The following is a 26,174-nucleotide window of genomic DNA, read 5'->3' as shown; positions in this document are numbered from 1 at the left end:
CAAAATCTCTGTAAGATGGGTATAATGGGAAAGATTGTGAATACAGTCATTACTGAGTAAAAATAAGGGAAGAACAGGCAGGAGGAAGCGGAAAAATGGGAGCATTATTTTTCGATATAGATGATACGCTCTTAAGTGGTGTTACGAAGAAAGTTCCGGAGAGTGCACTGGAGGGAATCCGGAAAGTCAAAGAGAATGGGCATAAAGTACTGATTAATACAGGGCGGACGATATGCAGCGTTCCGCCGATTATTAAAAAGCTTGATGTAGATGGATTTTTATGTGGATGCGGAACCTATCTGATTTATAGGAATGAGGTGCTTTTTGAGAGCCATATATCTATTGAAGAAGGAAATCGTTATATAGATCTGATGAAAAAGTATCACATTGAAGGATTTCTGGAAGGAACGGATGACATGTATTTCTCAGAACGGGTAAGTCAGTGTGAACCCGTGGAAAGTACACGGAGATATATGGCGTCCATGGGGCTTGGCAGAGAGACAAGCATGGAGAAGAAGAATTTTGAATACGATAAATTATTGATCCATATTAATAAGAAAGATCCGAACTGCAGATATCAGGAATTTTTTGCATCGATTGAAGATGGCATAGATATCATTGATCGATTAAATGGGATGTATGAACTGGTGCAGAAAGGATATTCCAAAGCAACAGCGATTGAATTTATGAGACAGCATCTGGGACTTACGAAGGACGAGGTGTATGTGTTCGGCGACAGCAGCAACGATCAGTCTATGTTTGAATATGCAAAACATTCCATTGCAATGAAGAAGCACGATCCGGTGTTAGATCCATATACAGAGTATGTGACAGATACCGTTGAAAATGATGGTGTATACAAAGCAATGCAGCATTATGGTCTGATCTAAAGAAATAAAGAAGCAGATAGTAGAAAGAAGGTTGAAAACGTGGGTGAGCGTTTGACAGAAAGTGATGTATCCAAGATCAAAGAAGAGATTGAATACCGCAAACTGGTTGTGCGTAAGAAAGAACTGGAAGCGGTAAAAGAGGCAAGAGCACAGGGCGATCTGAGTGAGAATTTTGAATACAAGGCAGCAAAGCAGGACAAGAACCGGAATGAAAGTCGTATCCGTTATCTGGAACGTATGCTCAAACATGCGCAGATTGTTTCTGATGAGTCGAAAGCGGATGAAGTTGGCATTAATAATACAGTAGAAGTATATTTTGAAGAGGATGATGAGACAGAGACTTACCGGCTTGTGACAAGTGTGCGTGGCAATTCGCTGCAGGGACTGATCAGTATTGAATCACCACTTGGAAAAGCGATTCAGGGACATAAAGTTGGTGACCGTGTGTTTGTAAATACGAACGGTAATGCCGGTTATTATGTCAAGATCCAGAAGATTGAGAATACAACAGATGATTCGCAGGATTCGCTGAGAAAATATTAATATAAGCCATTTAACATGATGTTGGGGTTAAAAGATGCTATACGAATTGTTCCGTACTTCGTAGTTTTAGGCTTTTGATCCTGGCACCTTAACATATAAAGGAAAAGAGAGGGCAAAATATGAAACGAGAAAAATTCGGATCGCGTCTGGGATTCATTCTTGTATCTGCAGGATGTGCGATCGGTATTGGCAATGTATGGAAGTTTCCATACTTGTGTGGACAGATGGGAGGAGCAGCATTTATTCTGATTTATCTGGTATTCCTGTTGATCATGGGAGTGCCGGTTATGATCTGCGAGTTCGCCATCGGCCGCGGCAGTCATTTCAGTGTCGCCGCAGCATTTGAAAAACTGGAGCCGGAAGGAACAAGATGGCATATTTCCAAATGGATCGGCATTCTGGGAAGCTATCTGTTGATGATGTTTTATACGAGTGTAGGCGGATGGATGATGTATTACTGCTTCCGCAGCATACGTGGTGATTTTGTCGGAAACAGTGCAGAGGAAGTCGGTGCAAAATTCACAAAGATGCTTGCTGATGCGCCCAATATGGCATTCTGGACGATACTGATCTGTGTGATCGGATTTGCAATCTGCTGGTTTGGTATTCAGAATGGAATTGAAAAAGTATCAAAAGTTATGATGTCGGTATTGATGGTACTGATGATCATTCTTGCAGTACATTCTGTTTTCTTAAAAGGAGCCGGAGCCGGAATCCGTTTTTATCTGATTCCGGATTTCCGGAAAATGGCAGAAATTGGAATTGGAAATGTTATTTTCGGGGCGATGAGTCAGGCGTTCTTTACATTATCAATTGGTATTGGTGCTATGATGATTTTCGGAAGTTATCTGGAACGTAACCGGAGCCTTGCAGGAGAAGCACTCAGCATTACAGGACTGGATACATTCGTTGCACTGATGGCAGGATTCATTATTATCCCTGCATGTTTTGCATTTGGCATTGAACCGGGTGCAGGTCCGAGTCTGATATTTATTACCATTCCGAATATTTTTTCGCAGATGCCGGGTGGACAGGTATGGGGAGCGTTATTCTTCCTGTTTTTGACGTTTGCAGCATTTACAACGCTAGTAGCAGTATTTGAAAATATTATTTCTTTTGATATGGATCTGTTCCACTGGTCCAGAAAGAAAAGCGTAATTGTCAGTGCAATTTTGATTATTATACTGAGTATGCCATGTGTTCTTGGCTTCAATATTCTTTCTGGTATCCAGCCGTTAGGCGAAGGAAGTACAATTATGGATCTGGAAGATTTTATTGTTTCCAATAACTTCCTGCCACTTGGAAGCCTTGGCTATCTTCTCTTCTGTACGAGAGAGAATGGATGGGGCTGGAAGAAATTCCTGGAAGAAGCGAATACCGGAGAAGGAATCGGCTTCCCGAAGGGATTAAAAGGCTATGTAGGCTACGTGATTCCACTTCTTATCATCATTATTTATCTGAAAGGATATTATGATAAATTCAGCCCACTTGGTACAACAACACTTGTAATCTGGATGGCAGTAGCTGTTCTGCTTCTTGGATTCGTGCTTTATTGTGCAGGTGGGAAAAAGAAAGAAAAGAATAAATAGAAATTAAAAGGTTTCTAATGAAATAATTTTACATAAAAGGAGGGCAACATATGAAATACCAGATTGTAGGCGATACCTTGCCGGCAGTTATCTGTCAGTTAGAACCTGGTGAGAAGATGATCACGGAAGGTGGCGGAATGTCCTGGATGTCTCCGAATATGCTTATGGAGACAACGTCGAATGGCGGTATTGGGAGTATGATAGGAAGAATGTTTTCCGGCGAGAAGGCATTTCAGAATGTTTATACCGCACAGGGAGGAGAAGGAATGATCGCATTTGCATCCTGCTTCCCGGGATCGATTCGTGCATTTGAAATCGCACCGGGACAGGAAATGATTTTACAGAAAAGTGCATTTTTGGCAGGCGAAGTCGGTATTGAAATGTCGGTATTCTTCAACAAAAAACTAGGAACCGGCTTTTTCGGTGGTGAAGGCTTTATCATGCAGAGAATCAGCGGACAGGGAACCGTATTTGCAGAATTTGACGGACATGTCGTGGAGTATGAACTTGCACCGGGACAGCAGATTGTTGTAGATACCGGCCATCTGGCTGCAATGACAGCAAGCTGCCAGATGGACATTCGAAGTGTGCCGGGCGTTAAGAATATGCTGTTTGGAGGCGAGGGCATATTTAATACAATTATTACCGGACCGGGACGTGTATGGTTACAGACTATGCCGATTAGTAATGTGGCAGGTGTATTGAGACCGTATATGCCGAGCGGAGATTAAAGGGAATGAAGAAACTTTTCTGTTACGGGGGACGGGGCTTTTCTAGAAAAGCCCCGTCCCCCTTTAACGTTTTCACAAAATAAACATATCTTTTCCACATTTTCTTCAAGCTTTCTTCTTATACTGTTACAAATATTGAACAGTATAAGGAGGATATGTATTTTGATCGAAGTGAAAAATCTGACCAAATGCTATGGAAAGCATCTGGCTGTAGATAACTTAAGCTTCACGGTACAGGAAGGGCAGATCTATGGCTTTCTGGGACCGAACGGAGCCGGAAAATCTACGACTATGAATATTATGACGGGATATCTTGGCGCTACAAAAGGAGAGGTGTTGATCAACGGGCATGACATTTTAAAAGAGCCGGAAGAAGCAAAAAGCTGTATCGGATATCTGCCGGAGCAGCCACCGCTTTATATGGAAATGACAGTTCTTGAATATCTGACGTTCGCAGCGGAGCTTAAGAAAATTCCGAAGGCGGAAAGAGAATCACAGATTCTGCGCGTAATGAGACTTACGAAATTAGATCCGGTAAAAGAACGGCTCATTCACAATTTATCCAAAGGATATAAACAGAGAGTTGGTCTGGCACAGGCAATTTTAGGATTCCCGGAGATCATCATTCTGGATGAGCCTACCGTTGGTCTTGATCCGAAACAGATTATTGAGATCCGTGAACTGATCCGTACGTTGGCAAAGAAACATACGGTAATTTTAAGTTCCCACATTCTGGCGGAAATCCGTGAAGTGTGCGATCATATTATGATCATTGCAGGCGGACACCTGGTGGCAAGTGATACACCGGAGAATCTGGAAAATCTGATGAGCGGCACCGGACATGTTGCGCTGGAGACAAAAGCTTCCAAGGAGCAGATGGAAGTGGTTTTAAAATCTGTTCCGGAGATCAGCTCTGTAAAATATGAAGAAACGGATGAGCATACAACACTGGCTTATATAGAGAGCAAAGACGGTACAGATCTGCGGGAGAAACTTTTCTATACATTTGCAGATGCAAGGATTCCGCTCCTTACACTAAGGCTGAACAAATCATCTCTGGAGGATATCTTCCTTGAGCTGACGCAGGGTGGTAAAAAACAGAAAGAGGCAGAGAAAAAATTAGCCGGTAAGGAGGAACAGAAGTAATGAGTGCAATTTATAAAAGAGAGTTGAAATCATACTTTCATTCGATGATCGGCTATGTATTTATTGCATTTCTGATCGCATTTACAGGAGTTTATTTTATGGCATATAACCTGAATTATGGATATCCATATTTCTCTTATGTGCTGTCCGGAGTTCTGATCGTATTTGTTATTGCAATTCCGGTGCTCACGATGAGAAGTTTTGCCGAAGAACGCAAAAGCCGTACAGACCAGATGCTATTAACAGCTCCGGTCAGCCTGTTTCAGGTCGTTATAGGAAAATATCTTGCAATGGTAACAATCCTGGCAATTCCATGTGCAGTATATCTGATTTTCCCACTGATCATTAAGACACAGGGAACGGCATATATACTGGCAGATGATATGGCGATTCTCGTATTTTTCCTGCTGGGCTGCACGTACATATCTGTCGGAATGTTTGTTTCGGCACTGACAGAGAGCCAGATTATTGCAGCGATTGGTTCGGTTGGAATCCTGCTTCTTCAATATCTGTGGAACGGAATTATGGATCTTCTTCCGACTTCTTCAGTCACAAATGTGATTGGAATCGGCGTCCTTTTAACACTGATTGTTCTTGCTATCTGGCATATGACAAAAAATATTGTGATCGCCGGAGGTCTGGAAGTGATCGTACTTGCTGGATGTGGGATTACTTACGCAGTAAAGTCAAGCATTTTTGAAAGCGCATTAAATACATTTTTCAGTAAATTTTATCTGGCAGGAACTCTTGATGACATTGTTTCCAATCATCTGGTAGATGTAAGTGGAATCATTATGTATTTTTCGCTTACAGCTGTTTTCATTTTCCTTACGATGCAGATGATACAGAAAAGACGTTGGAGTTAGGAGGGCAATATGTTAGAGAAAATAAAAAATACATTTAAAAATGTATCTTCCAGAAACGGAAGTTACAGTGTCGGAATGATTGCACTGGTTGTAGCAATTGTTGTCGTCGTAAATCTGATTGCGGGACAATTGCCTGAAAATGTAAAAAGCATTGATGTCAGTGATAAGAAAATCTATCAGATTTCAAAAACGAGTAAAAAGATCCTGAACAAACTGGATTCAGATATTACATTTACAGTCTATGCACAGAAAAAATCTACCGATGACAGAATCAAAGCGTTTCTGAAAAAATATGCAGCGCTTTCAGATAAGATTACTGTGAAATGGGTAGATCCGGTACTGCATCCGGGAGAACTGACAAAAAATAATGTGGAAGAGAATATGATTCTTGTATCGGATAAGAAAACGAAAAAGACAACGACGGTTTCGTTCAGTGATATCATTGTGACGGATGAGTATTCCTATTATACAACCGGCAGCAGTACGGAGTCTGAGTTTGACGGAGAAGGACAGCTTACCAGTGCAGTCAATTATGTGACAAGCGATACGCAGAAAAAGATTTACTACACGACCGGACATGGAGAAGGAACATTTTCTACATCGGTTACAGACCTTCTTGGAAAGAGTAACATTAAGCAGGAAGAACTGAATCTTGTTATGAAGAATAAAATACCGGATGACTGCGATTTGTTATTTATCTATGCGCCGACGAAAGATTTGACAAAAGATGAAGTAAAACTTCTGAACAATTACATGGACAATGGTGGGAAAATCTACGTTGTTCTCGGCGATGCGGATAAAGCACAGCCGAATCTTAAGAGTTTCCTGAAGAAATATGGTATTCAGGAAGTGAGCGGCTATATTGCAGATACACAGAGAAGCTATCAGGGAAATTATTATTATATCTTCCCGGAACTAACAGCGACAGGAAATCTGGCAAAAGGTTTAAGTTCAGACATGGTTCTGCTCGTCAATGCACATGGCCTGAAAGTCTCTGATCCGGAAGATGATACTGTGACAACAACAGAATTTATGAAAACATCATCTTCGGGTTATGCAATAAGTGACAATGATCAGAAGCAGGGAACATATACACTCGGAGTTGTAGCAGAAAAATCAAAAAATGGTTCCGATGATTCAGACGGAGAAACAGACAGTTCAGATATAGCAGATACCGGAAGACTGACTGTAGTGTCTTCCGACAGCCTGATCAATCCGGATGTTACAGATAATATGTCCACACTGGAAAATCTGGATCTGTTTATGAATACAGTTACAGCAAACTATGACAATGTAGAGAATGTTTCAATCAAGGCAAAGAGTCTGCAGGTTACATATAATACGGTACACCATGCCGGAATTATCAGCCTGTTCATCATATTTGGAATTCCTGTGTTGATCCTCGTATATGGATTCATACAGTGGTGGAAGAGAAGAAAAGCGTAAAAAGGATTTCAAAGAAAAGAGGACATGTATGAAACAGAAAAAGAGAATGTTACTGCTTGTAGGAATTCTGGTTGTCCTTTGCGGTGCATATGGCGGAATCAAGGCATGGAACAATCAGATGAAGACGCAGAAGGCGGCAAAGAAAAAAGCACAGACCGTGCAGATTATAGATGCAGATGACTTGACAAAGATCAGTTATAAAAAGGGAAATAAAAATATGACTTTTGTCAAGAAAAATGATACCTGGGTGTATGAAAAAGATAAGACCATCAAATTAACACAGAGTGCGGTTGAGCAGATTACAGGTACTGTGGAAAGTCTGACAGCAGAGCAGAAACTGGATGCTCCGGATGCGTTGGAGGATTATGGACTTGCGGATCCGGCATATAAAGTATCTTATGAGACAACTTCCGGAGAAAAAGGAACGCTCGATATCGGTAATAATGTTGGAGAAGATTACTATGCGAAAATCGAAGAAGAAGATACAGTGTATACGATTGGAAGTACACTGGTAGAAAACTTACAGTTTCAGCTATCTTCCTTTGTGAGTCTGGATACTGTGCCGTCCATCAGCAGCGGCAATCTGAAAAAAGTTGCAGTTACGAAAAATGGAACGACAAAGACATACGATGATGAAGATGATCTGGCACAGCTTGCCGGAGGATTCGGAACGATTACACTGACTGACTGTGCAGATTACCATGTGACAGATAAGACACTTGGCAAATATGGTCTGGAGATTGACAAACGGACAACAGCAACCGCTACATACAAAGATTCTTCATCCGGAAAGAAGAAAACGTACAGTGTTTACATTGGAAAAACAGACAAAGACGGAGAAAACCGGTATGTGATGCCGGAAAATTCAAAAATTGTATACAAAGTCAGCAAAGACGTTATTACAAATATGATTACAGTCTCAGATTCAGATAATTAAATTTTACTGGAAAAAAGACGACCTTCTATTTATAATGTATATGATACCGGAGTCCTAAGGCCTTAAGCCACATGAGCTTGCTCATAATTGGGAAGATTGTGAGAGTGCGCAGCACGGAATAATCTACGGGTATCATATAGCTATGAGAAAATTATGGGAGGTATGTCTTGTGAGACACAATACACCGGACACGATTAAGCGTGCAGAGCGGTTTCAGATTATTTTAATAGGTGAAGGAATATTAGTTGGAGCAATCGCAGGACTGATTGTACTTTTGTACCGGATCTGTCTGGAATATGCGGGAAAATGGTTAAAGCAGATCCTCGCATATGCGTCAGGCAATCCGGTGCGGATGGCAGGATGGTTTGCGGTGCTCCTTTTGCTTGCCTGGATCGTGGCAAAACTGGTACAGTTTGAGCCGATGATATCCGGAAGCGGAATCCCTCAGCTTGAGGGCGAGATGGTAGGAAAATTAGATCAGACCTGGTGGCGTGTGATGCCGGCAAAGTTCCTCGGCGGTTTCTTATGCCTGCTTGGAGGACTGGCACTTGGAAGAGAAGGCCCATCGATTCAGCTTGGTGCCATGGTAGGAAAAGGGGTATCCAGAGGGCTTGACAGAGGAAAGACCGAAGAGAAGTTTTTATTGACCTGTGGAGCCAGTGCAGGACTTTCAGCAGCGTTTCATGCACCTCTTGCAGGAGTCATGTTTTCACTGGAAGAAGTCCATAAGAATTTTTCCGTATCAGTACTCGTATCCGTAATGTCTGCGTCGCTGACGGCAGATTTCTTATGTTCAAATGTGCTGGGAGTAAGTTCCGTGTTCCAGTTTGATATCTTGCATGCACTGCCAATTCATTCCTATGGAATGATCGTGGCACTTGGAGTGATACTTGGCGTGCTGGGTGCATTTTATAACTGGTTTACTTTGAAATCACAGGAAATCTATAATAAAGCAACGTTTTTACGACCGGAAGTGAAGGTCATGATCCCGTTCGTATGTGCCGGTATTCTTGGATTTACCGCCCCGGATCTTCTGGGAAGCGGACACGCTCTGATTGAATATCTTACAAACAGTGATGTGATGCTTAAGAGCGTTTTATTTCTCCTGATCGGAAGATTCATCTTCTCAGCAGTAAGTTTTGGATCAGGAGCACCGGGAGGCATTTTCTTCCCGTTACTTGTCATCGGAGGCTATATCGGAGGCGCTTTTGCAACGATCAGTGTGCAGTATTTCGGACTGAATCCAATGTATATCAATAACTTTGTACTTCTGGCAATGGCAGGATATTTTGCCGCAATTGTGCGGGCGCCTCTGACAGGGATTATTCTTATTTTTGAAATGACCGGTTCCTTGAGTCAGATGCTGTCGTTATCGGTTGTATCCATTGTAGCTTATGTTGTAGCAATACTGATGAAGTCAAAACCGATTTATGAAAGTCTACTGGAGCGTCTCCTGCAAAAGCGCGGAGAGTCTGTGACGGATGAGACCGGCGAAAAGGTACTTGCGAACTTTGTTGTGAAACAGGGATCTTCGATTGAAGAAGAACTGATCCGGGATGTGAAATGGCCGGATAATTGTTTGCTTGTAGCAATACAGCGAGGTACAGATGAGATTATTCCGAAAGGAAAGACAAAACTTCAGGCAGGAGATTTGATTGTAACGATGACAGACGAACGTGATATGGGAGTCATACATGAGAAGATGGAGGCGCTTTGTCAGGAACGATTTTGAAATTTATTGATTTGGTACTTGCAATTTAAAAAATCCTGTGCTACCATAGACATAGTTTTTAAACAACAAAGCGATGAAGGAGACTCTGTTCTTGTGGAATTAACAGGAAGGAAGCACCGCCGACTGAGAGTGCATCTGAAGGAAGCAGAACAATAGGGAACACTCCGGAGCAGATCTGTTGAACGTCGGCAGGAGATTACCGGATGTAGATTATTAGGCAGATACGTAAGGCACACGTTACGTGCAAGAGATAAGTTCAAAGGCGAGCTTAATGCGGGTGGTACCGCGGATAACAAGTTTATATCCGTCCCGGAATACAAGTATGTATTCTGGGACGTTTTTTAGTACCGGAGGTTCGAAAGAATCTCTTTTTTTATTTATCAAAAAGATTTTTAGTGATAAATAAAATGGCTCTGCGAGGACGCACACTATTTTACCAAAAAGGATACCAAGGGAGGTCTGAATGATGGAATTTATGACAGGAGTAAAGAAAAAAGAGACAAAAGAAATTACAGAGTTACTTACCGGATGCGCAGAAGGAGAGGTTGTAAAAATCAATGGAGCTGTTCATGTCATTCGTGATATGGGAACCGTAGCCTTTGTGATCCTTCGTAAAAGAGAAGGACTTCTGCAGTGTGTATATGAGAAAGAAACTGCAGAATTTGATATAAAAACGATCAAAGAGGCAGCAACACTGGAAGTGACAGGCGTTTTAAAGCAGAATGAGAAAGCACCAAACGGAATCGAGATTACAATGCAGAAAGTGGAAATTTTAAGTGAGCCGGAGGCAGAGATGATGCCGCTTGCAATTTCCAAATGGAAATTGAATACTTCACTGGAAGCAAAATTAAACTACCGCTCCATTGCCCTTAGAAATATCAGAGAGCGTGCAAAATTCCGAATTCAGGAAGGACTTACAAGAGCATTCCGCGATTTTCTTTACAGCCAGGAATTTACAGAGATCCATACACCGAAGATCGGAGCAAAGGGAGCTGAAGGAGGAGCGAATATTTTCAAGCTGGAATATTTCCACAGACCTGCAGTGCTGGCACAGAGCCCGCAGTTTTACAAACAGATGATGGTAGGTGTATTTGATCGTGTATTCGAGACAGCACCGGTATTTCGTGCAGAAAAACACAACACAAAAAGACATTTAAATGAATATACCAGTCTTGATTTTGAGATGGGATATATTGATGGATTCGAAGATATCATGGCAATGGAAACCGGGTATTTACAGTATGCAATGAAACTTTTGCAGAAAGAATATGCGAAAGAACTGAAAATCCTTGGAGTAGAATTTCCGGATGTATCCAGAATCCCGGCAGTCCGTTTCCACGATATTAAAGAAATCGTATCGGAAAAATATGGACATAAGATGCGTAATCCGTTCGATTTAGAGCCGGAGGAGGAGCAGCTGATCGGAAAATATGCAAAAGAAGAGTGGGGCAGTGATTTTGTATTTGTAACTCATTATCCATCCAAAAAGCGTCCATTCTATGCAATGGATGATCCGGAAGATTCGAAATATACATTAAGTTTTGACCTGTTGTTTAAAGGACTTGAGATTACAACAGGCGGTCAGAGAATCCATGATTATCAGAAACTGATAGAAAAGATAGAAGCAAGAGGTATGGAGACAGATGGAATGGATCAGTATCTTGCAACCTTCAGACATGGAATGCCGCCACATGGTGGAATTGGAATCGGACTGGAACGATTGACGATGCAGCTCATCGGGGAAGACAATGTCCGCGAGACAACGCTATTTCCAAGAGATTTAAGCAGACTGGAACCATAAAGAAATAGAAAATAGAAAGATGAAAAGGGGACAAAATTATGGCAAATCAGATCACAGATGAGACAATCGAATATGTCGGAATACTGGCAAAGCTGGAATTAAGCGATGCAGAGAAGGAAGAAGCAAAAAAAGATATGGAAAAAATGCTGGATTACATTGATACATTAAATGAGCTGGATACAGACGGAGTAGAACCGATGTCCCATGTATTTCCGGTGCATAACGTATTCCGTGAGGATGTTGTGACAAATGGTGACGGAAGTGCAGATACGCTTGCCAATGCACCACTTGCAAAAGACCAGAGCTTTAAAGTACCAAAGACAATCGGATAGTTTCCTGAAAAGAAAAAAGAGAGGAGAACGAAGGCATGGATATCACAAGTATGACAGCCGTTGAGATCGGAAAGAAAATAAAAGCAAAAGAAATAACAGTGGCAGATGCAGTAGAAGCAGCCATTGCACAGATAGAACGCGTAGAAGAGAATGTACATAGTTTTGTGCGGATTGATAAGGAAGGTGCAAGAAAACGTGCAGAAGAAGTACAGAAAATGATTAATGACGGTACACTTACCGGACCATTAGCCGGTGTTCCGGTGGCGATCAAAGATAATTTATGTACGAAGGGTGTGGAGACGACCTGCAGCTCTAAGATTCTGGAAGGTTTCAAACCAACCTTTACAGCGGAAGCAGTTGTAAATCTGGAAAAAGCAGGAGCTGTAATCCTTGGAAAGACAAATATGGATGAATTTGCCATGGGAAGTACGACAGAGACTTCTTATTATGGAGAAACAAAGAATCCATGGAATCTGGAACATGTTCCGGGCGGTTCATCAGGAGGTTCCTGTGCGGCAGTTGCGGCAGGAGAATGTGCATATGCACTTGGATCTGATACAGGAGGTTCCATCCGTCAGCCAAGTTCTTTCTGTGGAGTTGTTGGAATCAAGCCAACCTATGGAACGGTATCCCGTTATGGACTGATCGCATATGGCTCTTCGCTGGATCAGATCGGACCGATCGCAAAAGATGTCACAGACTGTGCGACAATTCTGGAGACCATTGCCTCTCATGACAGCAAAGATAGTACTTCTATTGCAAGAGAATCGTATGATTTCACAGAAGGACTGGTTGCTGAGGTAAAAGGAATGAAGATTGGCGTGCCGAGAGATTATTTCACAGAAGGTCTGGATCCGGAAGTCAAAGAACAGATTTTAAAAGCGGTCAAAGTGCTGGAAGAAAAAGGTGCGGTTGTGGAAGAATTTGACTTAAGCCTTGTACAGTATGCGATTCCGGCTTATTACGTCATTGCATCTGCAGAAGCAAGCTCGAACTTATCCCGGTTTGATGGTGTGAAATACGGATACCGTACTTCGGAATATGAAGGACTTCACAATATGTATAAAAAGACAAGATCCGAAGGCTTCGGACCGGAAGTAAAACGCAGAATTATGCTTGGATCATTTGTATTAAGTTCCGGATATTATGATGCTTATTATTTGAAAGCACTCCGGACAAAGGCGTTGATCAAAAAAGCATTTGACAAAGCATTTGCATCTTATGATGCGATCATTGCACCGGCAGCACCGACAACAGCACCGAAACTTGGAGAGAGCCTAAGTGATCCTTTGAAAATGTATCTGGGAGATATTTACACGATCGCAGTCAATCTGGCAGGATTTCCGGGAATTACGATTCCGGTCGGAAAAGATTCAAAAGGTCTTCCGGTTGGTATGCAGATCATCGGAGACTGCTTCCAGGAGAAGAAAATCATCCGTGCAGCCTATACATTTGAACAGACAAAATCATATGAGGCACCGGAACTTGCGAAAGGAGACAGATAGAGATGGCAAAACAATATGAAACAGTCATTGGACTGGAGGTTCACGTAGAACTTGCAACGAAAACAAAAATCTTCTGCTCCTGCAGTACACAGTTCGGAGGAGCACCAAATACACATACCTGTCCGGTCTGCACCGGTATGCCGGGATCTCTTCCGGTTCTGAATAAGCAGGTTGTTGAATATGCAATGGCAATCGGACTTGCAACAAACTGTGATATTACCCAGGTATGCAAATTTGACCGCAAAAATTATTTTTACCCAGACAACCCACAGAACTATCAGATTTCCCAGCTGTATCTTCCAATTGCAAGAAATGGATATGTAGAGATCGAAGTGGCAGGACAGAAGAAAAAAGTCCGTATCCATGAAATGCATATGGAGGAAGATGCCGGAAAACTGATCCACGATGAATGGGATGACACGTCACTGGTTGATTACAACCGAAGTGGCGTACCACTTGTGGAAATCGTATCGGAACCGGATATGCGCTCAGCGGATGAAGTGATTGCTTATCTGGAAAAACTGCGTACCATTGTACAGTATCTTGGCGCATCTGACTGTAAATTACAGGAAGGATCCATGAGAGCGGACGTCAACTTATCGGTGCGGGAAGTTGGTGCAGCAGAATTTGGCACAAGAACAGAGATGAAGAACCTGAACTCTTTTAAAGCTATCGCAAGAGCTATTGAAGGGGAAAGAGAGCGCCAGATTGAACTGATCGAAGAAGGGAAACAGGTTGTGCAGGAAACAAGAAGATGGGATGACAACAAAGAATCATCGCATGCTATGCGTTCAAAAGAGGATGCACAGGATTACCGCTATTTCCCGGAACCGGATCTTGTGCCGATCATTATCAGTGATGAATGGATTCAGAAAGTAAAAGACCGGCAGCCTGAACTTCGTTCTGAAAAGCTGGAGCGATATAAAAAAGAATATGATATTCCGCAGTATGATGCGGAGATTCTGACAAACTCCAAACATATGGCAGATATCTTTGAAGAGGCAGCAGCTATCTGTGGAAAACCGAAGAAAGTTTCCAACTGGCTGATGGTAGAGACGATGCGTCTTCTGAAAGAAAATGGAATGGAACCGGAAGACATTGATTTTGCACCAGAGAATCTTGCGGCTTTAGTAGAACTGACAGAAGCAGGAACGATCAACAGTTCAGTTGCAAAAGAAGTATTTGAGAAAATTTTTGCAGAGGACATAGATCCGAAAGCTTATGTAGAGGAGCACGGGCTGAAAACTGTAAATGATGATGGAGCATTGGAAGAAGTGTTAAAGAAAGTGATTGCAGACAATCCGCAGGCAGTAGCTGATTATCAGGGAGGCAAGAAAAAAGCGCTTGGAGCACTGGTCGGACAGACGATGAAAACGATGAAAGGAAAAGCGGATCCGGTAGCAATTAATAAGAAACTGCAGGAAATGTTATAGACAAAATCTTTACAGCATATTTCCTTTTGTGCTAAAATTGTATGATAACGGAGTAATTCGTGGTAAAAAGACAAAAAAATTAACAAAAAAGAGATCATTACAGGCAAAAGGAGAAGGCTATGGGAGGATTTTTTGGAGTTGCATCAAAGCAGGATTGTGTGCTGGAGTTATTTTATGGAGTAGACTATCATTCTCATCTGGGAACAAGAAGAGGTGGAATGGCTACTTTTGGAGAAGACGGATTTTACCGTTCTATTCATAATATTGAAAATTCACCGTTCCGTACAAAATTTGACAGAGATGTCGGAGAGATGAAAGGAACACTTGGAATTGGCTGTATTTCGGATTTTGAACCGCAGCCATTACTGATCCAGTCAAAATTAGGAAGCTTTGCGATTACAACAGTTGGAAAGATTAACAATTATGAAGAGCTTTTAAATGAGTTGTATGAGAGTGCACATTCCCATTTCCATGAGATGACAAATGGACAGGTGAATGCGACGGAACTGGTTGCGGCGCTAATCTGTGAGAAAGAGACAATTCTGGAAGGTATCCAGTATGTGCAGGAACGTGTAGATGGTTCGATGACGCTGCTTCTGATGACAGAGAAAGGAATTTATGCAGCGAGAGACCGCTATGGAAGAACACCTCTGGTAGTTGGAGCAAAAGACGATGCGTATTGTGTTTCGTTCGAAAGTCATGCCTATATTAACCTTGGATATAAGGATTATAAAGAATTAGGTCCGGGAGAAATTGTTTTTGTTACCGCAAGTGGCGTGGAGACATTGAAAGCGCCGGGAAAAGATATGAAGATCTGTTCTTTCCTCTGGGTATATTATGGATATCCGACATCTGCATACGAAGGTGTGAATGTAGAAGAGATGCGTTATAAATGTGGAAGTATGCTTGCAAAACGTGATGGGGATTCGGTACATCCGGATATTGTTGCAGGAGTTCCGGATTCCGGAATTGCACATGCGATCGGATATGCCAATGAATCCGGTATCCCATATGCAAGACCATTTATCAAGTATACACCGACATGGCCGCGTTCTTTCATGCCGACGAATCAGAGTCAGAGAAATCTGATCGCGAGAATGAAACTGATTCCGGTCCATGCGTTAATTGAAGGAAAGAAGTTGCTTCTGATCGATGATTCCATTGTAAGAGGAACACAGCTTCGAGAAACAACAGAGTTTCTTTATAGAAGCGGAGCGAAGGAAGTGCATGTCCGTCCGGCATGTCCACCATTGTTATATGGATGTAAATATCTGAACTTCTCCAGATCAAAATCAGAGATGGAACTGATCACAAGACGTGTGATCCGTGAAAGAGAAGGAGATGACTGTCCACAGGAGATCCTGGATGAATATGCAGATCCGACAACAGAGCGTTATGTACAGATGATCGAAGATATCCGCAAGCTGCAGAATTTTACATCCCTGCGCTATCACAGACTGGACGATCTTCTTGATTCAATTGGAATAGATCCGTGCAAGATTTGTACATATTGTTTTAACGGAAAAGAATAAAGGAAGATACAATAAAATCCCCAGATAGCAAAATCTGTTATCCGGGGATTTTATTATTGTATATTGATTGCTAATTCTGGACGCTCTGTCTTGAATCAGTTATAATTAATGTATAAATTACCGCGGAGGTGTATGATGTCTGCATTTGTTACATTAGAAGATGTAAAGAAAAGTTACCATATGGGAGAAGTGGAAATCCTTGCGGCAGCAGGGATGGATTTTACAATTGAAAAAGGAGAATTTGCAGTAGTTGTAGGTCCCAGTGGAGCGGGCAAAACAACCGTGCTTAATATCCTTGGAGGCATGGATACAGCGACTTCCGGCAATGTCTGGGTGGATGGTGAGAATATTGCCACTTATAAGGCAAAGAAACTGACAGCATACCGGAGAGATGATATCGGTTTTGTATTTCAGTTTTATAATCTGATTCCGAATCTGACAGCACTGGAGAATGTAGAGCTGGCGCTTCAGATCTGTAAAAATCCGATGGATGCCAGAGAAGTGCTGGAAGAAGTCGGACTAGGAGAACGGACAGACAATTTCCCGGCGCAGTTATCCGGTGGAGAACAGCAGCGTGTATCCATTGCAAGAGCACTTGCAAAGAATCCGAAACTGCTGCTTTGTGATGAACCGACGGGAGCGCTGGACTACAATACAGGTAAATCTATTTTAAAATTATTACAGGATACCTGCCGGGAAAAAGGCATGACAGTGATCCTGATCACGCACAATCAGGCGATTGCACCGATGGCAGACCGTGTGATCAAGATCAAGAACGGAAAAGTTGCAGAGATTGTGGAAAATAAGAATCCGGTATCAGTAGATACGATAGAGTGGTAGAAGAGTATGAAAGTAACGCACAAAGATTTTCTAATGGAATTAAAGAAAAGCCCGGGAAGATTCCTTTCTATGCTGTTTATCGTAGCATTGGGAGTTGCTTTTTTCTCCGGTATCCGTGCATCGGAACCATCCATGCGTGTGACCGGGGATGCTTATTTTGACGGCGCAGATCTGATGGATGTGAAAGCAGTCAGTACACTTGGAATTACCAGGGAAGACATACAGGCATTTAACGAGGCAGATACGATAGAAAAGGCAGAAGGCGCATACAGTGCAGATGTACTGAGCGATACAAAAGATGACCAGTTTGTACTGCATATGATGACGCTTCCAAAGAATATGAACAAAGTGACTGTATCTAAGGGGCGTATGCCAGAGAAGGCAGGAGAATGTCTGGCGGATGAAGAGATGGATTACAAGATCGGCGACCGTATTGTTGTAAAGTCCGGGACGGATGATCCGCTTTCGGATACATTAACGACAGATACGTATACGGTAGTTGGAATTGGTAACAGCCCGTGCTATATTTCTTTTAACCGTGGCAGTACAACGATCGGCAAAGGAACGATAGATGGATTTCTCGTAGTAAGTGAGGATACCTTTGCGCTGGATACTTATACAGAGGCGTGTATGCAGGTAAAGGGTACAAAAACACTGACTGCTTATACGGATGCATATGAGAAAAAAGTGGAAAAAGCAACGGATCAAATCGAAACATTGGGAAAAAAACGCGGCAGAATCCGAAGGCAGGAATTAGTTAATGAAGCAAATGATAAGATTGCAAAAGCAGAGAAGAAGTTAGAAAAAGGCAAAAAGACGTCCGGTGAAAAATTAAAAAAAGCGGAAAAGAAGATCAAAGACGGAGAAAAGAAACTTTCGGCTGGAAAGAAAGAATTAGCGAATGGCAGACAGAAACTTGTCAATGCCAGGAAAACACTGAAAGCAAAAGAAAAAGAACTGGATCAGGGAGAAAAAGAATACCGCGCAGGGAAAGCACAGTTAAGAGCCGGCAGACAGAAATTAAAAAAAGGCTGGAGTGAATATCGCACAAATGAAGCGCAGTATGAGCAGATGTCAGCCCAGATGGCGGGGATAGAAGCGGCGACATCACAGCTTGCCGAGGCAAAAGCCAAGCTGGAAGCCGGAAAAAAGGAACTTGAGGCGTCCGAAGCAAAACTTACTGCAAGTGAGAGAAAACTTGCAAAAGCAAAATCAAAGCTTAAGTCCGGACGAAAGCAGATAAAGAATGCTTACAGGGAAATTTCGGAACAGGAAAAGAAGCTTACAAAAGGAGAGCAGGAGTTTACTGAGAGTGAAAAGAAATTAGAAAAAGCGAAAGCCAGCTACAAAAAAGGTAAAAAAGAAGCACAGGAGAAGATCAAAAAAGCAGAGAAAAAAGTATCCGATGCGAAAAAGAAGGTTGCGGATATCCCAAAAGCAAAATGGTATATCGCAGATCGGAATGACTTGCCGGAGTATACAAGCTATGGTGAGAATGCGGATCGGATGCGAGCAATCGGAAAAGTCTTCCCGGTGATTTTTTTCCTCGTAGCAGCGCTTATTAGTCTGACCAGTATGACGCGAATGGTAGAAGAACAGAGAACACAGATCGGAACGATGAAAGCGCTTGGATATGGAAAAGCAGCAATTGCGTCAAAATATATCGGCTATGCATTGCTTGCTTCGGCGATTGGAAGCGTTATGGGATTTTTGATCGGTGAAAAGATCTTCCCGTTTATTATCATATATGCATACGGAATTATGTATTTACATATACCGGAGATCCTGATTCCGTATCACTGGGGTTATGCAGCGTTTGCTTCCGGTGTGGCAGTAGCATGCACATTGCTTGCAACGATAGAAGCCTGCTACCGGGAGCTGGGAGGAACACCGGCTGTGCTGATGCGCCCGCCGGCACCGAAGATTGGAAGAAGAGTCTTCCTGGAACGAATTGGATTTCTATGGAAACATTTAAGTTTTACTTGGAAGTCTACCATCCGTAATCTGATGCGGTATAAGAAACGTTTTTTCATGACAATATTTGGAATTGGCGGCTGTATGGCATTGATGCTCGTCGGATTTGGACTCCGGGATTCCATCTTCGAGATTGCCGACTTACAGTATAGCGAGATTCAGTATTACGATGGAAGTGTCTATTTAAAAGAGAATCTGACGGAAAAAGAAATCGATAATCTGGATGATTTCCTTACAAAAGACTCGGATGTGATTCGTCATATGAAAGCGAAGATGCAGTCCGTAACACTTGCAAAAGGAAAGAAAAAGCGGGCGACATATGAGTGCGTGTTTGGTGAGCCGGAAGATGTCAGAGACTACGTGCATTTCAGAGACAGAAGAAGCCATACGCCTTATAAGCTGACAGACGATGGTGCAATTATCAGTGAGAAGACGGCGAAGCTTTTAAATGCGAAAGCCGGCGATACGATCCGGATTAAGGACGAGGAAAATGGAGATAAAAAAGTAAAGATCCTAAAAATCTGTGAGAATTACATGGGGCATTATCTCTATCTGACACCTGCCTGCTATGAGAAGATCTATGGCGAGAAGCCGGAGTATAACTGTTTCTTATTTACAATCCGTGATGGATATTCCCAGAAACAGAAGGAAGATGCAGGAAAGAAGATACTGGCAAGGAAAGAAGTGTTAAATGTCAGTTATATGCATGAGATCAGAGAACAGCTTGATGATATGCTGAAAAGCCTGAATCTTGTTATTGTAGTACTGATTATTTCAGCAGGTATGCTTGCATTTGTCGTACTTTATAATCTGAATAACATTAATATTGCTGAGAGGCAAAGAGAGCTTGCAACACTGAAAGTACTTGGATTTTATGATCAGGAAGTAGGAGCTTATGTGTATCGTGAGAATCTGATCCTGACGCTTATAGGAGCGGGTGTAGGAATTGGGATCGGAAGGATTCTGCATCTGTTTATCATCCAGACAGTAGAAGTGGATGCGGCAATGTTCGGACGCAATATCAATCCGCCGAGTTATCTGTACAGTTTCCTGTTTACGGTACTGTTTTCAATCATTATAAATGGTGTGATGTATTTTAAACTCCGCAAGATTGATATGGTAGAATCACTGAAAAGTGTGGAATAAAGATAAAAGCAGCATAATTTATAAAAACTTTATAAAGTTCAAAGAATTATTAGCACTCTGTTTAAAAGAGTGCTAATTTCCTGTTGACTTTTGAAAATGAGAGGCTTATTATATCCTTTAGAGAAGAATGGCGGGGAATCCGCATGATAAAAAATAGAAATAGGAGTGATTAAAATGGCAGCAAAAAAAGGTAGTTTATCGATCAGTAGTGAAAATATTTTCCCGATTATTAAAAAATGGGTATATTCCGATCATGATATTTTCGTTCGTGAGATGGTATCCAATGGGTGCGATGCGATCACAAAATTAAAAAAACTGGATATGATGGGAGAGTATCAGCTTCCGGATGGATATAAACCAAAGATTACTGTAGAAGTAAACCCGGAAGAGAAGACTTTGAAATTTACAGATAACGGTGTTGGAATGACAGCTGATGAAGTGGAAGAGTATATTACACAGATCGCATTTTCCGGAGCAACACAGTTTCTTGAGAAGTATAAGGACAAGACAACAGAAGACGATATGATCGGACATTTCGGTCTTGGATTCTATTCTGCATTTATGGTAGCAGACGCAGTGCATATTGATACTTTATCTTATAAAGAAGGCGCAAAACCGGTACATTGGGTAAGCGAAGGCGGCACAGAGTATGAGATGGAAGAGGGAACGAAGACAGAAATCGGTTCCACAATGACGCTGTATCTGAACGAGGACAGCCTGGAGTTTGCAAATGAATATCGTGTCAGAGAAGTAATCGAGAAATATTGTTCATTCATGCCGGTAGAGATTTTCCTTTCAAAAGAAGGAGCAGAACCGGAATATGAGACTATCGATGAGGCAGATCTTAAAGAGGATGATGTTGTCGTAGAGCACATTCACGAAGAAGCCAAGATGGAAGAAAAAGAAAATGAGAACGGCGAGAAAGAAATGGTAGAGACAGAGCCGGCAAAAGAGAAAGTCAAGATTGAGAAGCGTCCGGTTTCTTTAAGCGATATACATCCACTGTGGACAAAACATCCAAATGAGTGTTCCGATGAAGATTATCAGGAATTTTACCGAAAAGTATTTCTGGATTACAAAGAGCCACTGTTCTGGATCCATTTGAATATGGATTATCCATTTAACTTGAAAGGTATTCTGTATTTCCCGAGAATCAATACAGAGTATGAATCCGTAGAAGGAACGATCAAGTTGTATAACAATCAGGTATTTATCGCTGATAATATTAAAGAAGTAATTCCAGAATTCCTGATGGTATTAAAAGGAGTTATCGACTGTCCGGATCTGCCGCTTAACGTATCCAGAAGCGCCCTGCAGAATGATGGATTTGTAAATAAGATTTCTGAGTACATTTCCAAGAAAGTTGCAGATAAACTTGCCGGAATGTGTAAGACAAAGAGAGACGAGTATGAGAAATACTGGGACAGCATCAGCCCATTTATCAAATTCGGCTGCTTAAAAGATGAGAAGTTCTGTGACAAGATGAAAGATGCAATCCTGTTCAAGAACCTGGATCACAAATATCTGACGCTGAAAGACTGTATCGAAGAGAATGGCGGAGAAGTCGTAGAGCCGAACGATAAGAAAGAAGAAAATGGTGACGATAACAAAGTCGAAGAGATCAAGACAACCATCTACTATGTAACGGATGAGATCCAGCAGAGTCAGTACATCAACATGTTTAAGAATCAGGGACAGGATGCCGTAATTCTCGGACATAACATTGATTCTCCGTTCATCACACAGTTGGAGCAGAGAAATCCTACAATCCGCTTCCAGAGAATTGATGCAGATGTAACAGATACTGCAAAAGAAGAAGTTGCCGAAGAAGATCAGGAAACATTTAAGAAAACTTCTGACAGCCTGATCGAGATCTTCCGCAAGGAACTTGGGAACGATAAACTGGATGTGAAGATTGCCAAATTAAAAGACGAGAATGTAGCTTCCATGATCACTTTATCCGAGCAGAGCCGTCGTATGCAGGAAATGATGAAGATGTACGGTATGAATGACATGGGCATGGATCTTGGCGGAGAGAGCACTTTAATCCTGAATGCAAATCATCCACTTGTACAGTATGTTGTAGACCATGCAGACAGCGAGAATACAAGTGTGATCTGCAAACAGCTTTATGACTTGGCAATGCTTGCACACAAACCGCTGAATCCAGAAGAAATGACAGCATTTGTCAAGAGAAGCAATGAGATTATGATGTTGCTGACAAAATAATGAATGGTCAGATTTTGGAAGAAAAGCCAATAAAGATAAATAAAAGAAAATAAGATTAAAGTGCCGGGGAAGCAGGAATGTAAGATGATGTTCTGTTTTCCCGGTACTTTGATGCTGTGAAAATTTTTTATTATAATAGTCTGCACAATCTGTCCTATATTCGCATATTGTGAAGTTTACACGGAAACTGACGTATCGAGATCACTTTCCAGCAAAAAAGAGCGGACATACTGATCCCACGCGTGTTCCAGAGACTTGTCCAGAGTGAAAGTGCGAAGTGAAGTCCCTGTAATGCAGTGAAGATCTGTACCGTCATAATGGAAATTCAGATACAGCCCCTGGATATCCCCGGCAGTGAATCCGGTAAGTTGCTCTTTCTTTAAAAAGGCATCAAAATGGGATGGAGCCAGAGAAAGGACAATCTTGAAATTCAAAGGGGTACGCTGACCACGGATGATACGGAAGCAGTGTTCGCGTACATCTTTCCAACGGGCATGTGCCTCAGCCGGTTGTTCATCAAAAAAGTCTTTCTGTAAAAATCCATCTATTGTAAATTTGTTAAATGTTGTAATATCCGCTTCGATAAAGGAAAATTTGTCGAATGTTTCTTTGAGAAGCAGGTGTGACATAGAGACTTTCGCCTTGAGAGATAAAGTAATCATAGAAATCTCCTTTCTGAACTTTTATTATAACAAGAAAATGGAAATAATTCATCAAAAAGCATAAGAAATGCTCTCTTTTTTTTTGAATACAAATGTGGTATAATAGGTGTTTAGATTAGAAGTGGTATGCAAAAAAATGAACGGGGTATGGGAATATGATCAGACTGAATAAATACCTCAGTGCAGCGGGAATCTGCTCAAGAAGAGAGGCAGACCGGCTCATTGAAAGCGGGCGCGTTACTGTAGACGGAAAACGTGCAGTACCAGGCATGCATGTGTCCGAAAATCAGATTGTAAAAGTCGGTAAGAAGACGGTTCATACGGGCAATGAAAGAATCGTACTTGCAGTGAACAAACCGGTTGGAATTATCTGCACAGAGGACAGACGGACGAAGAATAATATTATCCGTTTTCTGGATTATCCACAACGGATTACTTACGCAGGAAGACTGGACAAAGATTCGGAAGGTCTTCTTATTATGACGAATGACGGAGACCTCATCAACCGTATGATGCGTGCCAGATATGCACATGAGAAAGAATACAAAGTAACAGTGGACAGACCGCTTACAGATGCTTTTATCCGGGAAATGTCGGAAGGCGTGCACATTACAGACAAAGAGAAGAAGCTGGATGCAGTAACAAGACCTTGTAAAGTAACAAAGATTGGGAAATATACATTTTCCATTGTTCTCACACAGGGGCTGAACAGACAGATCCGCAGGATGTGCAGTGCACTTGGATATGAAGTGAAGAAGCTGGTACGTACCAGAATCATGAATATAGAACTGAAAGATCTAAAGACAGGAGCTACTCGAAAATTAACAGATCAGGAGTTAAAAGAACTATATGAGCAGACAGAAACAGGAACGAATGCAGGAGCTGGTAACGCTTCTGAACCGCGCAGCTAAAGCTTATTATCAGGATGCGCAGGAGATTATGAGCAATCTGGAATACGACAGGTTGTATGATGAGCTGACAAAGCTGGAAGCGGAATTGGGGATTACTTTATCCGACAGCCCGACCGTGAATGTAGGTTATGAAGTATTGAGTGAACTGCCAAAAGAGCGGCATGAAAGTCCGATGCTTTCGCTTGATAAGACAAAAGAAGTTGAAGATCTGAAACGTTTTGTCGGTGACCAGAAAGCAATGATGTCCTGGAAGATGGACGGGCTGACGATTGTTCTGACATACAGAGACGGTACGCTTTTTAAAGCCGTAACAAGAGGCAATGGGGAAGTCGGAGAAGTTATCACGAACAATGCCCGCGTATTCAAAAATATTCCGCTTAAGATCAGCTATCAGGGCGAACTGATCCTCCGTGGAGAAGCAATTATAGGATATAAGGATTTTGAAAAAATAAATGAAGAGATTGCAGATATCGATGCACGTTACAAAAATCCACGTAATTTGTGCAGTGGTTCTGTAAGACAGTTGAATAACGAGATTACAGCGAAGAGAAACGTCCGGTTTTATGCATTTACATTAGTACAGGCAGATGGTGTGGATTTCCATAATTCCAGAGAGAAACAGATGGATTGGCTGAGAGAACAGGGCTTTGAAGTTGTGGAACACGTCATGGTGACAAGAGATCAAGTAGAAGATGCTGTGGCAGAATTTTCCCGGAAAATCGTGGACAATGATTTCCCATCGGATGGACTGGTACTTGTTTATGATGATATTGCATACGGAAGATCGCTGGGAAGAACAGCGAAGTTTCCACGCGATTCCTATGCATTTAAATGGGCAGATGAGCAGGTGCGCACGAAGCTTCTGGAGATTGAATGGAGTCCGTCGAGAACAGGACTTATCAATCCGGTGGCAATCTTTGAACCGGTAGAACTGGAGGGCACAACAGTCAGCCGTGCCAGTGTGCACAATATCAGTATTATGGAAGAGCTGGAACTGGGGATTGGCGATGAGATTGAAGTTTACAAAGCGAATATGATCATTCCACAGATCGCAGAGAATCTGACGAGAAGTGGCGTGCGTGATATTCCGGAAGTCTGTCCGGTCTGTGGCGGTAAGACAGAGATCCGCCAGGTGAGCAATGCAAAAGCACTTTATTGTACGAATCCGGAGTGTCAGGCAAAGCATATTAAATCGTTCTCTTTATTTGTAAGCAGGGATGCGTTGAATATTGAGGGATTATCAGAATCCACGCTGGAGAAATTCATAGACAGAGGATATGTAAAGGAATTTGCGGATTTGTTTCATCTGGATCGTTACGAAGAAGAAATCAAAGAAATGGAAGGTTTCGGCGAGAAATCTTTTAATAATCTTAAGGCAAGTGTGGAAAAAGCGAGAGAGACAACACTTCCGCAGGTGTTATATGGTCTTGGAATTGCCAATGTAGGACTGTCCAATGCGAAAGTTATCTGCAAAGAATTTAAAAATGATTTGGATGCCATGCTGCATGCAGATGCGGAACAGTTAAGTGAGATTTCAGGTATCGGAGCTGTGATCGCAGGAACATTTACGGCATATTTCCAGAATCCGGCACATGTAGGACAGCTTAAGAATCTGCTTGGAGAACTGAAAATTCACGCAGAAGAAGGAGAAGCAAAAGAGCAGATCTTTGGAGGCGTTAATTTTGTCATTACAGGCAGTGTTACACATTTTGCAAATCGTAAAGAAGTGAAAGAATTAATCGAAAGTCTCGGAGGAAAAGTAACCGGATCGGTGACTTCCAAGACGAATTATCTTATTAATAATGATATTACATCTACATCGTCGAAGAATAAAAAGGCAAATGAACTGGGAATTCCGATTATCTCAGAAGAGATGTTTCTTGAAATGCTGGACGGCCGGCAGGCAGGGGAATAACCATACACGATAGG

General features: G+C 42.0%; 20 protein-coding genes. 19 read left to right on the top strand and 1 reads right to left on the bottom strand.

Features of this window, described 5'->3' with window-relative positions:
- Positions 1-95 precede the first annotated feature (95 nt).
- The 17 genes from H8S07_RS07985 to htpG all read left to right on the top strand — a co-directional run bounded on the left by H8S07_RS07985 (position 96) and on the right by htpG (position 22,672).
- Positions 96-890 carry an HAD family hydrolase gene (locus tag H8S07_RS07985; RefSeq protein ID WP_117536783.1) on the top strand — a complete coding sequence of 265 codons (795 nt, stop codon included), beginning with the start codon at positions 96-98 and terminating at the stop codon, positions 888-890.
- A gap of 39 nt (positions 891-929) precedes the next feature.
- Positions 930-1,433 (top strand): transcription elongation factor GreA, encoded by a 504-nt coding sequence (gene greA / locus H8S07_RS07980; protein WP_117536782.1) that lies wholly within the window; start codon positions 930-932, stop codon positions 1,431-1,433.
- Between the two features lie 119 nt (positions 1,434-1,552).
- Entirely contained in the window at positions 1,553-3,022 is a 1,470-nt protein-coding gene (locus H8S07_RS07975) for a sodium-dependent transporter (RefSeq protein ID WP_021860859.1), read from the top strand.
- Positions 3,023-3,072: 50 nt separating this feature from the next.
- Complete coding sequence (locus tag H8S07_RS07970; RefSeq protein ID WP_021860858.1) at positions 3,073-3,753, top strand: TIGR00266 family protein; 681 nt, start codon at positions 3,073-3,075, stop codon at positions 3,751-3,753.
- A gap of 162 nt (positions 3,754-3,915) precedes the next feature.
- On the top strand, positions 3,916-4,899 hold the full coding sequence (locus H8S07_RS07965; RefSeq protein ID WP_117536780.1) for an ABC transporter ATP-binding protein: 984 nt from the start codon (positions 3,916-3,918) through the stop codon (positions 4,897-4,899).
- A complete protein-coding gene (locus H8S07_RS07960) occupies positions 4,899-5,765 on the top strand; it encodes an ABC transporter permease (protein WP_186855809.1) in 867 nt (288 codons plus the stop codon). Before H8S07_RS07965 ends, H8S07_RS07960 begins: the two co-directional genes overlap by 1 nt.
- Before the next feature lie 9 nt (positions 5,766-5,774).
- Positions 5,775-7,211, top strand: a complete 1,437-nt coding sequence (locus tag H8S07_RS07955; RefSeq protein ID WP_186855808.1) for a GldG family protein — start codon at positions 5,775-5,777, stop codon at positions 7,209-7,211.
- Positions 7,212-7,239: 28 nt separating this feature from the next.
- Positions 7,240-8,148, top strand: coding sequence for a DUF4340 domain-containing protein (locus H8S07_RS07950; RefSeq protein WP_186855807.1), 909 nt, complete (start codon positions 7,240-7,242; stop codon positions 8,146-8,148).
- 169 nt (positions 8,149-8,317) lie between these two features.
- Positions 8,318-9,880 (top strand): ClC family H(+)/Cl(-) exchange transporter, encoded by a 1,563-nt coding sequence (locus H8S07_RS07945; protein WP_021860853.1) that lies wholly within the window; start codon positions 8,318-8,320, stop codon positions 9,878-9,880.
- 466 nt (positions 9,881-10,346) lie between these two features.
- Positions 10,347-11,681 (top strand): aspartate--tRNA(Asn) ligase, encoded by a 1,335-nt coding sequence (aspS, locus tag H8S07_RS07940; RefSeq protein ID WP_186855830.1) that lies wholly within the window; start codon positions 10,347-10,349, stop codon positions 11,679-11,681.
- A gap of 38 nt (positions 11,682-11,719) precedes the next feature.
- Positions 11,720-12,013 (top strand): Asp-tRNA(Asn)/Glu-tRNA(Gln) amidotransferase subunit GatC, encoded by a 294-nt coding sequence (gatC, locus tag H8S07_RS07935; RefSeq protein WP_117536774.1) that lies wholly within the window; start codon positions 11,720-11,722, stop codon positions 12,011-12,013.
- 35 nt (positions 12,014-12,048) lie between these two features.
- Positions 12,049-13,518, top strand: coding sequence for an Asp-tRNA(Asn)/Glu-tRNA(Gln) amidotransferase subunit GatA (gatA, locus tag H8S07_RS07930; RefSeq protein WP_186855806.1), 1,470 nt, complete (start codon positions 12,049-12,051; stop codon positions 13,516-13,518).
- Between the two features lie 2 nt (positions 13,519-13,520).
- A complete protein-coding gene (gene gatB, locus H8S07_RS07925; RefSeq protein WP_118659601.1) occupies positions 13,521-14,951 on the top strand; it encodes an Asp-tRNA(Asn)/Glu-tRNA(Gln) amidotransferase subunit GatB in 1,431 nt (476 codons plus the stop codon).
- Between the two features lie 119 nt (positions 14,952-15,070).
- A complete protein-coding gene (locus H8S07_RS07920) occupies positions 15,071-16,483 on the top strand; it encodes an amidophosphoribosyltransferase (protein ID WP_021860848.1) in 1,413 nt (470 codons plus the stop codon).
- Between the two features lie 135 nt (positions 16,484-16,618).
- A complete protein-coding gene (locus tag H8S07_RS07915) occupies positions 16,619-17,323 on the top strand; it encodes an ABC transporter ATP-binding protein (RefSeq protein WP_118659603.1) in 705 nt (234 codons plus the stop codon).
- A gap of 6 nt (positions 17,324-17,329) precedes the next feature.
- The gene (locus H8S07_RS07910; RefSeq protein WP_118659605.1) at positions 17,330-20,443 is read left to right on the top strand and encodes an ABC transporter permease; all 3,114 of its coding nucleotides are present in this window, start codon (positions 17,330-17,332) and stop codon (positions 20,441-20,443) included.
- A 174-nt stretch (positions 20,444-20,617) separates the two neighbouring features.
- Entirely contained in the window at positions 20,618-22,672 is a 2,055-nt protein-coding gene (gene htpG / locus H8S07_RS07905; protein WP_186855805.1) for a molecular chaperone HtpG, read from the top strand.
- Between the two features lie 176 nt (positions 22,673-22,848).
- Here htpG and H8S07_RS07900 read toward each other — a convergent pair whose 3' ends face one another.
- Positions 22,849-23,334 carry a DUF5721 family protein gene (locus tag H8S07_RS07900; RefSeq protein WP_186855804.1) on the bottom strand — a complete coding sequence of 162 codons (486 nt, stop codon included), beginning with the start codon at positions 23,332-23,334 and terminating at the stop codon, positions 22,849-22,851.
- A 155-nt stretch (positions 23,335-23,489) separates the two neighbouring features.
- Between H8S07_RS07900 and H8S07_RS07895 the strand changes: the two genes are divergently transcribed.
- Both H8S07_RS07895 and ligA read left to right on the top strand, forming a co-directional pair.
- On the top strand, positions 23,490-24,245 hold the full coding sequence (locus H8S07_RS07895; RefSeq protein WP_117536769.1) for a pseudouridine synthase: 756 nt from the start codon (positions 23,490-23,492) through the stop codon (positions 24,243-24,245).
- Positions 24,208-26,160 (top strand): NAD-dependent DNA ligase LigA, encoded by a 1,953-nt coding sequence (gene ligA / locus H8S07_RS07890; RefSeq protein ID WP_186855829.1) that lies wholly within the window; start codon positions 24,208-24,210, stop codon positions 26,158-26,160. The genes H8S07_RS07895 and ligA overlap by 38 nt, the downstream gene beginning before the upstream one ends.
- Positions 26,161-26,174 lie beyond the last annotated feature (14 nt).

Source organism: Dorea hominis, from assembly GCF_014287705.1.
GTDB lineage: Bacteria > Bacillota > Clostridia > Lachnospirales > Lachnospiraceae > Dorea_D > Dorea_D hominis.
The sequence above is the reverse complement of the archived record's forward strand: the minus strand, read 5'-3'. Positions and strand labels throughout refer to the sequence as shown.

Excerpts from the sequence above, each read along its gene's own strand:
- H8S07_RS07910 (WP_118659605.1), top strand. The coding sequence starts at position 17,330 with ATGAAAGTAACGCACAAAGATTTTCTAATGGAATTAAAGAAAAGCCCG.
- gatA (WP_186855806.1), top strand. The coding sequence starts at position 12,049 with ATGGATATCACAAGTATGACAGCCGTTGAGATCGGAAAGAAAATAAAA.
- H8S07_RS07970 (WP_021860858.1), top strand. The coding sequence starts at position 3,073 with ATGAAATACCAGATTGTAGGCGATACCTTGCCGGCAGTTATCTGTCAG.
- H8S07_RS07895 (WP_117536769.1), top strand. The coding sequence starts at position 23,490 with ATGATCAGACTGAATAAATACCTCAGTGCAGCGGGAATCTGCTCAAGA.
- H8S07_RS07920 (WP_021860848.1), top strand. The coding sequence starts at position 15,071 with ATGGGAGGATTTTTTGGAGTTGCATCAAAGCAGGATTGTGTGCTGGAG.
- gatC (WP_117536774.1), top strand. The coding sequence starts at position 11,720 with ATGGCAAATCAGATCACAGATGAGACAATCGAATATGTCGGAATACTG.
- H8S07_RS07960 (WP_186855809.1), top strand. The coding sequence starts at position 4,899 with ATGAGTGCAATTTATAAAAGAGAGTTGAAATCATACTTTCATTCGATG.
- aspS (WP_186855830.1), top strand. The coding sequence starts at position 10,347 with ATGGAATTTATGACAGGAGTAAAGAAAAAAGAGACAAAAGAAATTACA.
- htpG (WP_186855805.1), top strand. The coding sequence starts at position 20,618 with ATGGCAGCAAAAAAAGGTAGTTTATCGATCAGTAGTGAAAATATTTTC.
- H8S07_RS07915 (WP_118659603.1), top strand. The coding sequence starts at position 16,619 with ATGTCTGCATTTGTTACATTAGAAGATGTAAAGAAAAGTTACCATATG.
- H8S07_RS07900 (WP_186855804.1), bottom strand. The coding sequence starts at position 23,334 with ATGATTACTTTATCTCTCAAGGCGAAAGTCTCTATGTCACACCTGCTT.
- H8S07_RS07975 (WP_021860859.1), top strand. The coding sequence starts at position 1,553 with ATGAAACGAGAAAAATTCGGATCGCGTCTGGGATTCATTCTTGTATCT.
- ligA (WP_186855829.1), top strand. The coding sequence starts at position 24,208 with ATGCAGGAGCTGGTAACGCTTCTGAACCGCGCAGCTAAAGCTTATTAT.
- H8S07_RS07985 (WP_117536783.1), top strand. The coding sequence starts at position 96 with ATGGGAGCATTATTTTTCGATATAGATGATACGCTCTTAAGTGGTGTT.
- H8S07_RS07950 (WP_186855807.1), top strand. The coding sequence starts at position 7,240 with ATGAAACAGAAAAAGAGAATGTTACTGCTTGTAGGAATTCTGGTTGTC.
- H8S07_RS07955 (WP_186855808.1), top strand. The coding sequence starts at position 5,775 with ATGTTAGAGAAAATAAAAAATACATTTAAAAATGTATCTTCCAGAAAC.
- gatB (WP_118659601.1), top strand. The coding sequence starts at position 13,521 with ATGGCAAAACAATATGAAACAGTCATTGGACTGGAGGTTCACGTAGAA.